At 67.9% G+C, this 14434-nt stretch carries 16 protein-coding genes; all 16 read left to right on the plus strand.

Annotation, left to right across the window (positions count from 1 at the left end):
• Positions 1-151: 151 nt before the first annotated feature.
• Positions 152-337, plus strand: coding sequence for a 50S ribosomal protein L32 (gene rpmF, locus ACO07H_RS06460; protein WP_056876082.1), 186 nt, complete (start codon positions 152-154; stop codon positions 335-337).
• A 130-nt stretch (positions 338-467) separates the two neighbouring features.
• On the plus strand, positions 468-1574 hold the full coding sequence (gene plsX / locus ACO07H_RS06465; RefSeq protein WP_422012312.1) for a phosphate acyltransferase PlsX: 1107 nt from the start codon (positions 468-470) through the stop codon (positions 1572-1574).
• Entirely contained in the window at positions 1571-2569 is a 999-nt protein-coding gene (locus tag ACO07H_RS06470) for a beta-ketoacyl-ACP synthase III (protein ID WP_422012314.1), read from the plus strand. Before plsX ends, ACO07H_RS06470 begins: the two co-directional genes overlap by 4 nt.
• A gap of 62 nt (positions 2570-2631) precedes the next feature.
• Positions 2632-3576 carry an ACP S-malonyltransferase gene (fabD, locus tag ACO07H_RS06475; protein ID WP_422012318.1) on the plus strand — a complete coding sequence of 315 codons (945 nt, stop codon included), beginning with the start codon at positions 2632-2634 and terminating at the stop codon, positions 3574-3576.
• A 5-nt stretch (positions 3577-3581) separates the two neighbouring features.
• Entirely contained in the window at positions 3582-4325 is a 744-nt protein-coding gene (fabG, locus tag ACO07H_RS06480) for a 3-oxoacyl-ACP reductase FabG (RefSeq protein ID WP_422012320.1), read from the plus strand.
• A 98-nt stretch (positions 4326-4423) separates the two neighbouring features.
• Positions 4424-4663 carry an acyl carrier protein gene (gene acpP / locus ACO07H_RS06485; protein ID WP_056204266.1) on the plus strand — a complete coding sequence of 80 codons (240 nt, stop codon included), beginning with the start codon at positions 4424-4426 and terminating at the stop codon, positions 4661-4663.
• A 42-nt stretch (positions 4664-4705) separates the two neighbouring features.
• The gene (gene fabF, locus ACO07H_RS06490; protein ID WP_422012323.1) at positions 4706-5950 is read left to right on the plus strand and encodes a beta-ketoacyl-ACP synthase II; all 1245 of its coding nucleotides are present in this window, start codon (positions 4706-4708) and stop codon (positions 5948-5950) included.
• Between the two features lie 17 nt (positions 5951-5967).
• Positions 5968-6384: a hypothetical protein gene (locus tag ACO07H_RS06495; protein WP_422012325.1), complete on the plus strand. Its 417-nt coding sequence runs from the start codon at positions 5968-5970 to the stop codon at positions 6382-6384.
• Entirely contained in the window at positions 6384-6989 is a 606-nt protein-coding gene (locus ACO07H_RS06500; protein WP_422012326.1) for a sigma-70 family RNA polymerase sigma factor, read from the plus strand. The genes ACO07H_RS06495 and ACO07H_RS06500 overlap by 1 nt, the downstream gene beginning before the upstream one ends.
• A gap of 5 nt (positions 6990-6994) precedes the next feature.
• Positions 6995-7534: a sigma-E factor negative regulatory protein gene (locus ACO07H_RS06505; RefSeq protein WP_422012328.1), complete on the plus strand. Its 540-nt coding sequence runs from the start codon at positions 6995-6997 to the stop codon at positions 7532-7534.
• 57 nt (positions 7535-7591) lie between these two features.
• Positions 7592-9052, plus strand: a complete 1461-nt coding sequence (locus tag ACO07H_RS06510) for a Do family serine endopeptidase (protein WP_422012330.1) — start codon at positions 7592-7594, stop codon at positions 9050-9052.
• A gap of 516 nt (positions 9053-9568) precedes the next feature.
• On the plus strand, positions 9569-11377 hold the full coding sequence (gene lepA, locus ACO07H_RS06515) for a translation elongation factor 4 (RefSeq protein WP_422012332.1): 1809 nt from the start codon (positions 9569-9571) through the stop codon (positions 11375-11377).
• Between the two features lie 31 nt (positions 11378-11408).
• Positions 11409-12392 carry a signal peptidase I gene (lepB, locus tag ACO07H_RS06520; protein ID WP_422012334.1) on the plus strand — a complete coding sequence of 328 codons (984 nt, stop codon included), beginning with the start codon at positions 11409-11411 and terminating at the stop codon, positions 12390-12392.
• A gap of 3 nt (positions 12393-12395) precedes the next feature.
• On the plus strand, positions 12396-12776 hold the full coding sequence (locus tag ACO07H_RS06525; RefSeq protein ID WP_422012336.1) for a DUF4845 domain-containing protein: 381 nt from the start codon (positions 12396-12398) through the stop codon (positions 12774-12776).
• Between the two features lie 28 nt (positions 12777-12804).
• Positions 12805-13497, plus strand: a complete 693-nt coding sequence (rnc, locus tag ACO07H_RS06530; RefSeq protein WP_422012338.1) for a ribonuclease III — start codon at positions 12805-12807, stop codon at positions 13495-13497.
• A complete protein-coding gene (gene era / locus ACO07H_RS06535) occupies positions 13494-14432 on the plus strand; it encodes a GTPase Era (protein ID WP_422012340.1) in 939 nt (312 codons plus the stop codon). The genes rnc and era overlap by 4 nt, the downstream gene beginning before the upstream one ends.
• Positions 14433-14434: the final 2 nt, after the last annotated feature.

Raw genomic sequence — 14434 nt, forward strand, 5'->3', positions numbered from 1 at the left:
GGAGTTCACGGATGCAGGAGCGGTTGGCGTTTGCCGCATTTCTCGTTATACTCATGGGCTTTTCTGCGGCCTGGAGCTCGAGCGTTTTGTTCGCTTCCCGGGGCCGTGCCCCAAAGACAGTCCCCAAGTTCCGCAGAGTCAGGAGAATTTCATGGCCGTTCAGCAAAACAAGAAGTCGCCTTCCAAGCGCGGCATGCACCGTTCGCACAATGCCCTGGTGACCCCGGGCACGGCCATCGAGCCGACCACCGGCGAAGTGCACCTGCGTCACCACATCAGCCCCACCGGCTTCTACCGTGGCCGCAAGGTGCTGAAGAGCAAGGCCGACGCGGCCTGAGCTTGATCGGGCCCGTCGTGGGCCTGAGGCTCCGCCCGGCCTCCCGGCGGTGCGCACCGACGAATCTGCCGACCCGGCCTGCGTCCCGCGCAGTGCCGGGTTTGGTCTTTTCTGAACTGCTTTCGACCCGATGACCCACGCGCCCCTGCCCGATCCTGTCCGCCTTGCCGTCGACTGCATGGGCGGCGACCACGGCCCTTCGGTGACGCTGCCGGCCTGCCGTGCCTTCCTCGACAAGCACCCGGGCGCCGAGCTCATCCTCGTCGGCAAGCCCGAAGCGCTCACCGCGGCTGCGGCCTGGCCCCGCTGCCACATCGTGGCGGCCAGCGAGGTGGTGACGATGGACGACGCCATCGAGGTGGCGCTGCGCCGCAAGCGCGACTCGTCGATGCGTGTGGCCATCCAGCAGCTCAAGGCCGACCGCGACGGCAATCCGCCCCGGGCGCACGCCTGCGTGTCCGCCGGCAACACCGGGGCGCTGATGGCGGTGGCCAAGGTGCTGCTGAAGACGCTGGAGGGCATCGACCGCCCGGCCATCGCGGCGGTGATGCCCAACGCCACCGGTCGCTTCACGACAGTGCTCGACCTCGGCGCCAACGTCGATTCCTCGGCCGAGAACCTGCTTCAGTTCGCCGTCATGGGCAGCGCGCTGGTCTCAGCCGTTGACGGCATCGAGGAGCCCAGCGTCGGGCTGCTCAACATCGGCGAAGAAGCGATCAAGGGCAGCGAAACGATCAAGCTGGCAGGCGAACTGCTGCGTGCCGCCGGCGCGGCCGGGCAGCTCAAGTTCTTCGGCAACGTCGAGGGCAACGACATCTTCAAGGGCACGACGGACATCGTCGTCTGCGATGGTTTCGTCGGCAATGTCATGCTCAAGTCGTCCGAGGGCCTGGCCAGCATGATGGGCGCCTTCATCAAGGCCGAGTTCAGCCGGGACTGGCTGAGCATGCTGGTGGGGGCGCTTGCCAGGCCCGTGCTGAACCGCTTCAAGCACCGTGTGGATCACCGCCGCTTCAACGGCGCGGCGCTGCTGGGCTTGCGCGGCCTGGTGTTCAAGAGCCACGGCTCGGCCGATGCGTTCGCGTTCGAGCAGGCGCTGGCGCGCGCTTATGATGCCGCCCGCAACCGGTTGCTTGACCGGGTCCACGACCGCATCGTCGCCACGCTGCAAGCCTCATCGAACACGGCGGCGACCGACGCAGGAGACAACGCGGCGACCGCCGCGCAGGCCGCATGAGCCCTTCAGCCCACACTTCCCTCCGACATTCCCGCATCCTCGGTACCGGCAGCTACCTGCCCGCCGACCGGGTGACCAACCAGGCCCTGGCCGAGCGCCTCGCCGCCGAGGGCATCGAGACCTCCGACGACTGGATCGTCGAGCGCACCGGCATCCGCGCGCGCCATTTCGCCGCCGCTGACCAGGCCGCCAGCGACCTGGCGTTCCCGGCCGCGCAGGCCGCGCTCGACGCTGCCGGCATCGCCGCCGAAGAGATCGACCTCATCATCGTCGCGACCTCCACGCCCGACATGGTGTTCCCGTCCACGGCCTGCCTGCTGCAGAAGAAGCTGGGCGTGCATGGCTGCGCCGCGTTCGACGTGCAGGCGGTCTGCTCCGGCTTCGTCTACGCGCTCAGCGTGGCCGATGCCATGATCAAGAGCGGCGCGGCGCACAAGGCGCTGATCGTCGGCGCCGAGGTATTCTCGCGCATCCTGGACTTCAAGGACCGCACCACCTGCGTGCTGTTCGGCGACGGCGCCGGCGCCGTCGTGCTGGGCGCGAGCGCCGAGCCCGGCCTCCTCGCCACCGAACTGCATGCCGACTCCCGCCATGTCGACATCCTCTGCACGCCCGGCACCGTCGCGGGCGGCCAGGTGATCGGCAGCCCCTTCCTGAAGATGGACGGTCAGGCCGTCTTCAAGCTCGCCGTCGGCGTGCTGGAAAAGGTGGCCCGCTCGGTGCTGGACAAGGCCGACATGACCGAGGCCGACATTGATTGGCTGATTCCGCACCAGGCCAACATCCGCATCATGCAGGGCACGGCCAAGAAGCTGAAGCTGGACCTGAACAAGCTCATCGTCACCGTCGACGAGCATGGCAACACCTCGGCCGCCTCCGTGCCGCTGGCGCTGGACGTGGCCGTGCGCAGCGGCCGCATCCAGCGGGGCGACACCGTCATGCTCGAAGGCGTGGGTGGCGGCTTCACCTGGGGCGCGGCCCTGTTGAAGTACTGACTGGCGACCCCGGTGCGGCCATATCGGCCGGCCCCGACCGCCACTGACCTGGAACTGAACTCATGACTGCACCTTTCGCCGTTGTCTTCCCCGGCCAAGGCTCGCAGGCCGTCGGCATGCTCGACGCCTGGGGCGACCACGTGGAGGTCCGCCGCACGCTGGACGAAGCCTCCGCCGCGCTCGGCGAGGACATTGCCGCGCTGATCCATGCCGGCCCCAAGGACCTGCTCGACCTGACGACCAACACCCAGCCCGTCATGCTGACGGCCGGCATCGCCTGCTGGCGCGCCTTCGTCGCCGAGACGGGCGCGGTGCCCGTGGCCGCCGCCGGCCATTCGCTGGGCGAGTACACGGCGCTGGTCGCCGCAGGCAGCCTGAGCCTGGCCGACGCGCTGCCGCTGGTGCGCTTTCGCGCGCAGGCGATGCAGGAGGCCGTGCCGGTGGGCACCGGCGCGATGTACGCCATCCTGGGCCTGGACGGTGACGCCGTGCGTGCCGGCTGCGCCCAGGCGGCCGCCGAGACCGGCGAGGCCATCCAGGCCGTGAACTTCAACGACCCGAAGCAGACGGTCATCGCCGGCAGCAAGGCCGGCGCCGAGAAGGCGGCCGAGATCCTCAAGGCCGCAGGCGCCAAGCGCGCGCTGCCGCTGCCGGTGTCCGCGCCGTTCCACTCCAGCCTGATGAAGCCGGCGGCCGAGCGGCTGAAGGAGAAGCTGGCCACCGTGCGATTCCAGGCGGCCGCCTTCCCGGTCATCAACAACATCGACGTGGCCGTGACCGACAACGACGCGGCGCTGCGCGATGCGCTGTATCGCCAGGCCTTCGGCCCCGTGCGCTGGGTCGAGGTCGTGCAGGCCCTCAAGGCCCGTGGCGTGACCCACCTCATCGAGGCCGGCCCGGGCAAGGTGCTGACCGGCATGGCCAAGCGCATCGATGCCGACCTGCAGGCCGCCTGCATCTTCGACCCCGCCTCGCTTGCCGAGGCCCGCACGCTGCTGGGAGCCTGAGCGCCATGACTGAAACCGTTTCCCAGGGCGTGGCCCTCGTCACCGGCGCCAGCCGCGGCATCGGCCGCGCGATCGCGCTGCGCCTGGCTGAAGCCGGCTGGCGCGTCATCGGCACGGCCACCAGCGAACCCGGCGCGGCCGGCATCACCGAGGCGCTGGCGGCGCATGGCGGCCGCGGCATCGTGCTGAACGTGACCGACGGCGCCGCCGCGCAAGCCGCCGTGGACGACATCGTCGCCAAGGATGGCGCGCTGAACCTGCTCGTCAACAACGCCGGCATCACGCGCGACATGCTGTCGATGCGCATGAAGGACGACGACTGGGACGCGGTCATCGACACCAACCTGAAGGCGGTCTTCCGCCTCGCCCGCGCGGCCACCAAGCCGATGATGAAGCAGCGCGCCGGCCGCATCGTCAACATCACCTCCGTGGTGGGCGCGTCCGGCAATGCCGGCCAGGCCAACTACGCGGCGGCCAAGGCCGGCGTGGCCGGGCTGACCCGGTCTCTCGCCCGCGAGCTGGGCAGCCGCAACATCACGGTCAACTGCATTGCGCCGGGCTTCATTGCCACCGACATGACCGAGGTGCTGCCCGAGGCGAGCAAGGCCGCGCTGCTGGCGCAGATCCCGCTGGGGCGTCTCGGCTCGGTGGACGAGATCGCCGCGGCCGTCGTCTTCCTGGCCTCGCCGGGTGCGGCCTACATCACTGGCAGCGAGCTGCACGTCAACGGCGGCATGTACATGGCCTGACGGCCGGACGAACCCACGCGCACCCTGACTTAGGGGCGCAACTCTAGTGCCCGTAGAATGCCGGGCTGTTTTCTGCAAACCCCTCCTGGAGGAGTGTCATGAGCGATATCGAAGCACGAGTCAAGAAAATCATCGCCGAGCAACTTGGCGTGGCGGAAGCCGACGTCACCAACGAAAAGGCTTTCGTGGCCGACCTGGGCGCCGATTCTCTGGACACCGTGGAACTGGTGATGGCCCTCGAAGACGAGTTCGGCATCGAGATCCCCGACGAAGAAGCCGAAAAGATCACCACTGTCCAGTTGGCGATCGACTACGCCGTCAAGCACCAGAAGGCCTGAGGCCTTCCCGGCCTGTCTCCCTCACTTTCCCGTCCTTTTCGCATGACCCGTCGCCGTGTAGTCGTCACCGGTCTTGGCCTCATCAGTCCCGTCGGCAACACCGTTGCCGAAGGCTGGGCCAACATCCTTGCCGGGCGCTCCGGCATCGCCACCGTCACCCGCTTCGACGCCAGCAACCTGGCGTGCCATTTCGCGGGTGAGGTCAAGGGCTTCAACATCGAGGATTACATCCCCGCCAAAGAAGCCCGGCACATGGACAAGTTCATCCATTACGGGTTGGCGGCGTCCATGCAGGCGGTGCGCGACGCGGGCCTGCCGACGGGTGAGCAACTGACCGAAGAGCAGGCCGAGCGCATCGGCGTGCTCGTCGGTTCCGGCATCGGCGGCCTGCCGCTGATCGAGGAGACCAAGGCCGAGCTGATGAACCGCGGCCCGCGGCGCATCTCACCGTTCTTCATCCCGGCCTCGATCATCAACATGATCTCCGGGCATGTGTCCATCCAGTTCGGCTTCCAGGGCCCCAACCTTGCCATCGTCACGGCCTGCACCACCGGCCTGCATGCGATCGGCGAGGCCGGCCGCCTCATCGAGTACGGCGATGCCGACGTGATGATCGCGGGCGGGGCCGAAGGCGCCGTCTCGCCGCTGGGCATCGGCGGTTTCGCTGCCGCACGCGCGCTGTCCACCCGCAACGACGACCCCGCGACCGCGTCCCGCCCCTGGGACAAGGACCGCGACGGTTTCGTGCTGGGCGAGGGCGCGGGCGTGCTGGTGCTCGAAGAGTACGAACACGCCAAGAAGCGCGGCGCCAAGATCTACTGCGAGCTGTCGGGCTTCGGCATGGGCGCCGACGCTTATCACATGACCGCGCCCAACGTCGACGGCCCCAAGCGCTCCATGCGCGCGGCGCTGCGCAACGCCGGGCTGAACCCCGACCAGGTCGACTACATGAACGCGCACGGCACCTCCACGCCGCTGGGCGACGTGAACGAGACCAACGCGATCAAGCTGGCCTTCGGCGATCACGCCAGGCACATGGTCATCAGCTCGACCAAGTCCATGACCGGCCACCTGCTGGGCGGCGCGGGCGGCATCGAGTCGGTGTTCACGGCGCTGGCCATCCGCGACCAGGTCGCGCCGCCGACGATCAACATCTTCAACCAGGACCCCGAGTGCGACCTGGACTACTGCGCCAACGAGGCGCGGCCGATGAAGATTGCCGTCGCCGCGAAGAACAACTTCGGTTTCGGCGGCACCAACGGCACGCTGATCTTCAAGCGGGTCTGACGGCCCCGGCGCCGGCGATGCGACGCACGCCGCCGGTCGTCGTGCATCTGCAGCCTCAGCCGGCCGTGCAGGCCGTCGCTGTCGTGATTGCCCTGCTGGCTGGCGGTGGCGTGGCCGCGTGGCTGATCGGCCATCAACCTCAGTTCGGACCTGTGCTGCTGCTCCTGCCGGTGCTGGCCACCTGGGCCTGGCGTGAAGCTGCCGTGGTGCCGCGCCGCCTGCGCTGGGATGGCCAGGCATGGTGGCTGCTGGAGCCGGGCCGCGATGCCGAGACCGCCGTGACGCTCGCCGTGCTGATCGACCTGGACGCCTGGCTGTTGCTGCGTGCCAGCCCGGGCCCGCGCTGGCTGCCGCTGGCGCGCCGGCACGAACCAGCCCACTGGGGTGCCTTGCGCGCCACGCTGTTTGCCGCACGCGGCGGCGCGGTGCAATGATGAGTGCCCAAGACCGGGACGCCGACGCGCTGCTGGTGCGCGAAGCGCAGGCGGGCAACCGCGCGGCCTTCGACATGCTGGTGCTGAAGTACCAGCGGCGCGTCGAGCGCCTGCTGTCGCGCAGCGTGCGCTCACCCGAGGATGTGGCCGACCTGTGCCAGGAGACCTTCCTGGCCGCCTACCGCGCGTTGCCTGCCTTCCGCGGCGAGAGTGCGTTCTACACCTGGATCTACCGCATCGCCATCAATGCCGCCAAGCGGCACCTCGCGCGCCAGCGGCCCGTCGAGTCACTGGACCCGGGGGAGGACGGGGACGGCGAGGGAACTTTCGGCACGGCGCCTCATCCAAGCGACGATGCGACGCCGGAAGCCCTGCTCGCCAGCCGCCAGCTGGCCCGCGGACTGGACGAGGCGGTGCAGGCCCTGGCCGAGGATCAGCGTCGCGCTTTGCTGCTGCGGGAGGTGGATGGCTTGAGCTATGAAGAGATTGGCGAACTGATGGACTGCCCGCCCGGCACCGTGCGATCGCGCATCTTCCGCGCGCGTGAGGCCGTGGCCGCACGGCTGCGTCCGCTGCTGGGTGGCCGGGGAGGGCGACGTTGGTGAATGCGATGAACGACGATGCGCTGAACGAATCCCTGTCGGCCCTGGCCGACGGCCGCGCCACGCCGGCCGATTGGGCGCGTGTGAACGCCGCTTGGGACCGCGACCCGGCGCTGCGCGAGCGCTGGGCGTCGTGGCACGCGGTGGGCGACGGCCTGCGGTCGGTCGACCTGCCCGCGCTGCACCGCGAGCCGCAGGCGCTGCTGGACGCCTTGCATGCAGCCCTGCCAACGCCCGCCGTGGTGCGGCCGCGGCGGCGGGACTGGTTGGCGCCTGTCGCCGTGGCCGCCGGCTTCGTCGCCGTGGCGGTCGGCGTCAGCACGCTCCAGGTGACGCCGGTGGCGCAAGAGGTCGCCGCGTTCACGCCCGCGTCAGCGTCGCGCTCGCAGGCGCTGACCGGTGCCAGCTTTGCGCAGACGGCCTCGGGCCGTGCGATGCCCGCGCCCGGCGGCCTGCGCGAAGCGGCCCTGACGGTGGACGCGCCCTCCGAGATCACCGGGTGGCCCCAGGGCCTGCCCGAGCCGGCGGCGTCGTCATCCCGGCCTTGAAGGTGGCGGTGGCCGCCTCATCTGCTTTGTCCTTCTCCGTTTCATTGGAAATCCCGTATGCATGCTGAGAGCCAAGTTCCTGCTTCTTCCCGCACCCGTCTGGTGCTGACCGGCACCGCGCTGGCCCTGGCGCTGGCCCTGGGCCAGGCGCCCGCCGTGGCGCAGCCGCGCGACCTGCCGGACTTCTCTGAACTGGTCGAGCGCGTCGGCCCGGCCGTCGTCAACATCCGCACGTCCGAGAAGGTCAAGATGACCGAGGGCCAGGCGGAGATGAACGAGCAGATGCAGGAGTTCCTGCGCCGCTTCGGCATCCCGGTGCCCAACCAGCGCCGCGGAGCACCGCGCGGCGGCGGCACGCCGGACGACGACGGCCCGATGCGCCGCGGTGTCGGCTCGGGCTTCGTGCTCAGCGCCGACGGCTATGTGATGACCAATGCCCACGTCGTGCAGGGCGCCGACGAGGTCATCGTCACGCTGACCGACAAGCGCGAGCTCAAGGCCAAGATCATCGGCGCCGATGCGCGCTCGGACGTGGCGGTCGTGAAGGTCGAGGCCACGGGCCTGCCGTTCGTGAAGGTCGGCGACAGCACCAAGGCCCGCGTCGGCGAGTGGGTCATGGCCATCGGCTCTCCGTTCGGCCTGGAGAACACGGTCACGGCCGGCATCATCAGCGCCAAGCAGCGCGACACCGGCGACCTGCTGCCGCTGATCCAGACCGATGTCGCCATCAACCCCGGCAACTCCGGTGGCCCGCTGGTGAACATGCGCGGCGAGGTCATCGGCATCAACTCGCAGATCTACAGCCAGAACGGCGGCTACATGGGCATCTCGTTCGCGATCCCCATCGACGAAGCCGTGCGCGTGGCCGACCAGTTGCGTGCCGGCGGGCGTGTCGTGCGCGGTTTCCTGGGTGTGCTGCCTGACGACATCACGAAGGAAGTGGCCGAGTCCATCGGCCTGGGCAAGGCGTCCGGTGCCGTGGTGCGCAACGTGACGGCCGGCAGCCCGGCGGAGAAGGGCGGCGTGGAAGGCGGCGACGTCATCACCAAGGTCGACGGCAAGGTCGTGGACAAGGCGGCCGACCTGCGCCGCCTCATCGCGGCCGTGAAGCCCGGCGCCAAGACCACGCTGACGGTGTTCCGCCGCGGCAGCTACAAGGACCTGGTCGTCACCGTCGGTGAAGACGAGCGCAGCAAGCGTGCCGGTGCGAGTGAGACGGAGTCCGCGCCCGCGGCCAGCCCGAGTTCGGCGCTGGGCCTGAAGGTGTCCGAGCTGACGGAGGCGCAGCGCAAGGAGATGAAGCTCAAGTCCGGCGTGAAGGTGGACGCCGCCACCGGCGCCGCAGCACGGGCCGGCCTGCGCGAGGGCGACCTCATCCTGTCCGTGGACAACGTCGAGGTGGCCACCGTCAAGGCCTTCCAGGCCCAGATCGCCAAGGCCGACAAGGCCAAGGTCATCAACCTGGTGGTGAAGCGCGACGACGTGGTCAGCTTCGTGCTGCTGAAGCCGGCCCGCTGACGGGTCGCGAAGACTCGGCTGCGGAGTCGGGCTTTCCGCGATGCGGCAAGCCTCGACCAACGCAGCCGACCAGGTTGTCCACCTTTTACGGAAGTTGGCGCCTGCAAACTTACGCTGACGCGGCCGGATTGTTCACGCCAGCCGCTAAAATGGGCGCTTGGCGACCGCAGGAAAGCGGTGTCTGGCGACTGAATGGCAGCTCACCTGCGATGTCCTGGTTTGATCCACAGGTGATCCACAGGGGCTTGTGGATAACCTGTTGTTAAAATTCCTTGTTGGCAGCCCGCAACGGCCGCAAAACCAATGCTGGTGCGGTTTCCCGGCCGACCCTTTTGGCTACAATGAAAGCCCAACAAGCAGTTGCCAAACATTTGTTGGAAGGCGCGTCACCTCTTCGACGTGCCTTTTTTTTAGCTTCAGCACGCCGCTCCGCGGCTTCACATCGAGCACCGATGTGAGCTCGCGCAGCAACGGCTTGGCCGTTGCGTCTCACGGCCTCGCGTGCCCACGATCTTCATGAACCACATCCGCAACTTCTCCATCATTGCCCACATCGACCACGGCAAGAGCACGTTGGCTGATCGCATCATTCAGCGCTGCGGCGGCTTGAGCGACCGCGAGATGGAAGCGCAGGTGCTGGACTCGATGGACATCGAGCGCGAGCGCGGCATCACGATCAAGGCGCAGACCGCGGCGCTTCAGTACAAGGCCAGGGACGGCAAGGTCTACAACCTGAACCTGATCGACACGCCGGGCCATGTGGACTTCTCTTATGAAGTGAGCCGTTCGCTGTCGGCCTGCGAAGGCGCACTGCTCGTGGTGGATGCTTCGCAAGGTGTCGAAGCGCAGACGGTGGCCAACTGCTACACGGCGTTGGAGCTGGGCGTCGAGGTCGTGCCGGTGCTCAACAAGATGGACCTGCCCAACGCGGACCCGGACAACGCCAAGGCCGAGATCGAGGACGTGATTGGCATCGATGCCGACGATGCGATCCCGTGCAGCGCCAAGACCGGCATGGGCATCGACGACATCATCGAGGCGGTGATCGCCCGCATGCCGCCGCCCAGGGGCCTGGTCGACGCGCCGCTGCGCGCGATGATCGTCGACTCCTGGTACGACGCCTATGTGGGCGTGGTGATGCTGGTGCGCGTGGTGGATGGCACGCTGCGCCGCGGCGAGCGCATCCGCATGATGGCCTCCAACGCGGTCTACCCGGCCGACAACCTGGGCGTGTTCTCGCCCAAGTCGGAGTCACGCGAGGCGCTGAACGCGGGCGAGGTGGGCTTCATCATCGCCGGCATCAAGGAACTGCAGGCCGCCAAGGTCGGCGACACCATCACGCTGGAAAAGAAGCTGCCGAACAACCTCGGTCCGGCCGAAGAGGCACTGCCCGGCTTCAAGGAAATCCAGCCGCAGGTCTTTGCCGGGCTGTATCCGACCGAAGCGAGCGAGTACGACCAGCTGCGCGACGCGCTGGAGAAGCTCAAGCTCAACGACAGCTCGCTGCGCTACGAGCCCGAGGTCAGCCAGGCGCTGGGCTTCGGCTTTCGCTGCGGCTTCCTCGGCCTGCTGCACATGGAGATCGTGCAGGAGCGCCTGGAGCGCGAGTTCGACCAGGACCTGATCACCACCGCGCCCAGCGTGGTCTACGAGGTGGTGCAAGGGGACGGCTCGGTGATCGAGGTCGAGAACCCGAGCAAGATGCCCGAGATCGGCCAGATCCAGGAAATCCGCGAGCCCATCGTCACCGTGCACCTGTACATGCCGCAGGACTATGTCGGCCCGGTGATGACGCTGGCCAACCAGAAGCGCGGCAACCAGCTGAACATGTCCTATCACGGCAAGCAGGTCATGCTGACCTACGAGATGCCGCTGGCGGAGATCGTGCTGGACTTCTTCGACAAGCTCAAGAGCGTGTCGCGCGGCTACGCGTCGATGGACTATGAGTTCAAGGAGTACCGCGCGTCGGATGTGGTGAAGGTCGACATCCTGATCAACGGCGACCGTGTCGATGCGCTGTCCATCATCGTGCACCGCGTGCAGAGCCAGTTCCGTGGCCGCGGCGTGGCGGCCAAGATGCGCGAACACATCCCGCGCCAGATGTACGACGTGGCCATCCAGGCGGCCATTGGCGGCAACATCATCGCCCGCGAGAACATCAAGGCGCTACGCAAGAACGTGCTGGCAAAATGCTACGGTGGTGACATCACCCGCAAGCGCAAGCTGCTGGAAAAGCAAAAGGCCGGCAAGAAGCGCATGAAGCAGATCGGCTCGGTCGAGGTGCCCCAAGAAGCCTTCCTCGCCATCCTGCAGGTCGACGACTGATCTCTCCCTTTCTGCCTTGAAAACCTCCCTGATGAGCGCTCTGACCGGACTCTTGTACGCGGCCCTCGTGGCCTACCTGGGCGGCTGGTACGTCGGCCGCTGGAACGGCAACTTCGCGCTGCTGCTCTTCGTGCTGACGGCCGTGACCATGCTGTACTGGCTGGCCGAACGTTTTCACTTCGCACCGGCGCGCCGCGCCGCGGCCCAGGCGCTGGTGGCCAACGACGCCAAGCGTCGCGAGGCCCTGGCCGCGCAGGGCATCTCGCGTGTCGATGGCGACGTCGAGCCGGCGCGCCAGCAGATCCTGCAGCAGCCCTGGTGGCTGGACTGGACGGCCGGCCTGTTCCCGGTGATCCTGGTCGTCTTCCTGCTGCGCAGCTTCCTGTTCGAGCCGTTCAAGATCCCGTCCGGTTCCATGGTGCCGACGCTGCTGGTGGGCGACCTCATCCTCGTCAACAAGTTCCACTACGGCGTGCGGCTGCCGGTGCTGAACAAGAAGATCATCGCCAACAACGACGTCAAGCGTGGCGACGTGATGGTCTTCCGCTACCCCGAGGACCCGAGCACCGACTTCATCAAGCGCGTCGCGGGCATCCCGGGCGACGAGGTGAGCTACGTCAACCAGAAGCTCTACGTCAACGGCCAGCTCGCCGCCACCCAGCCGGTGGACAACTTCTACGATGACAGCGGCATGCCCCGGGTCTACCGCCCCCGCTTCCTCGAGAAGCTGGGCGACAAGGAGCACCAGATCCTCGTCGAGCCCGACGCACAGCGTTTCTTCCGGCCCGACCGGGCCGACGGTCCCTTCCCCTTTCAGGAGAACTGCCGCTACACCGTCGAAGGCGTGACCTGCAAGGTGCCTGCCGGCCACTACTTCATGCTGGGCGACAACCGCGACAACTCGCGCGACTCCCGCTTCTGGGGCTTCGTGCCGGACGAGAACATCGTCGGCAAGGCCTTCTTGGTGTGGATGAATTTCGGTAACCTCAAGCGCATCGGCACTTTCTTCAACTGACGCATGCCCATCCAGCATCGCCTTCGCACATCGCCGCGCCACCAGCGCGGCATCACCTTGTTCGGCCTGCTGTTCTGGGGTGCCTTCATCGCGGTCACGGCCGTGGTCGGCCTGAAGGTCTTCCCCACCGTGCTCGAGTACTACACGGTGCAGCGGGTGGTGGACCGGATCGCCGCCTCCAACCCGGCCACGGTGCCCGCCGTACGCCAGGATTTCGACAAGGCCACTCAGGTCGAATATTCCATCCAGAGCGTCAAGAGCAGCGACCTCGTCATCAGCAAGGACAACAACGACAAGGTCGTCATCGAGTTCGCCTGGGACAAGGAAGTCGATCTCTTCGGCCCGGTCTACCTGTTGATCAAGTACCGGGGCAAGTCTCGTTGACGGCGCCCCCAGCGCCATGCACCCGACGATGAGCGCTGCGCTGGACGACCTGCAACGCCGCCTCGGCCACCGTTTCCAGCGGCCCGAGTTGCTGGCACGGGCCCTCACGCACCGCAGCTACGGCGCCGACCACAACGAGCGCCTCGAGTTCCTGGGCGACGCCGTGCTGAGCCTGGCGGTCTCCAGCCTGCTCTACGACCGCTATGCCGGCTCCGACGAAGGCGACCTGACCCGTGTGCGCGCGCACCTCGTGCGCGAGGACAGCCTGCACAAGCTGGCGCTGGCCTTGGGCCTGCCCGCCGTGCTGAAGATGTCCGACGGCGAGGCCCGCGGCGGTGGCGCGCAGCGGCCGTCCATCCTGGCAGACGCCGTCGAGGCCGTGCTGGGCGCGGCCTACATCGACGCCGGCTACGACGCGGCCATCGCCATCGTGCGCCGGCTGCTCGGCGAGACCATCGCCACGGCCACCAGCGTGGGCGATTTCGCCAAGGACGCCAAGACCGCGCTGCAGGAATGGCTGCAGGCCCGCCGCATCGCGGTGCCCAGTTACCGTATCGTCGCGACACGCGGCCAGGCCCACGCCCAGACCTTCGAGGTCGAATGCGCCGTCCCCGCGCTGGACGTGGCCGAACTGGGCGAAGGCCGTTCCCGCCGCACCGCCGAGCAGGAGGCCGCCCGCCGCCTGCTCGACAGACTCACCGCCGAACGAGGCAAACCATGACCACCGACGCAGTTCCTCCCGCCGCCGCCCCAGCGGACGGCCCCGCCCAGCCGAACCTGCAACGTTGCGGCCTTATCGCCATCGTCGGCCGGCCCAACGTCGGCAAGTCCACGCTGCTGAACGCCCTGGTCGGCCAGAAGGTCAGCATCACCTCCGACAAGGCGCAGACGACGCGCCACCGCATCACCGGCGTGCGCACCGTCGAGGAGGCACAGTTCGTGTTCGTCGACACGCCGGGCTTCCAGACCAAGCACAACGCCGCGCTGAACCGCACGCTGAACCGCACCGTGCACGGCGTGCTGGCCGACGTGGACCTGGTGCTGTTCGTCGTCGAGGCCGGCCGCTTCGGGCTGGACGACGCCAAGGTGCTCAGCCTGCTGCCCGAGGACAAGCCGGTCGTGCTGATCGCCAACAAGCTCGACGCCGTGCACCGCCGCGCGGAGCTGGCGCCCTGGCTCAAGGGCATGCAGGAGCGTCGCAATTTCAGCGAGTTCGTGCCGCTGTCGGCCAAGAAGGAGGCCGACGTGACGCGCCTCTTCAAGATCCTCAAGCCCTACCTGCCCGAGCAGGGCTGGTTCTACGAGGAAGACGCGCTGACCGACCGCAGCGAGAAGTTCCTCGCCAGCGAAATCATCCGCGAGAAGCTGTTCCGCCTGACCGGCGACGAGCTGCCCTACACCTCCACCGTCATCATCGACAAGTGGGAGGAGGAGGGCCAGTTGCGCCGCATCAGCGCCAGCATCGTCGTCGAGCGCGACGCCCACAAGGGCATGATCATCGGCCAGGGCGGCGAGCGCCTGAAGCGCATCGGCTCCGAGTCGCGCCAGGAGCTGGAGCACCTGATGGACGGCCGCGTGTTCCTGGAGCTGTGGGTCAAGGTGCGTTCCGGCTGGGCGGACACCGAAGAGCATCTGCGCTCGTACGGCTACGAGTGACA

This window comes from Roseateles sp. (genome assembly GCF_965229315.1).
Taxonomy (GTDB): Bacteria; Pseudomonadota; Gammaproteobacteria; order Burkholderiales; family Burkholderiaceae_C; genus Pelomonas.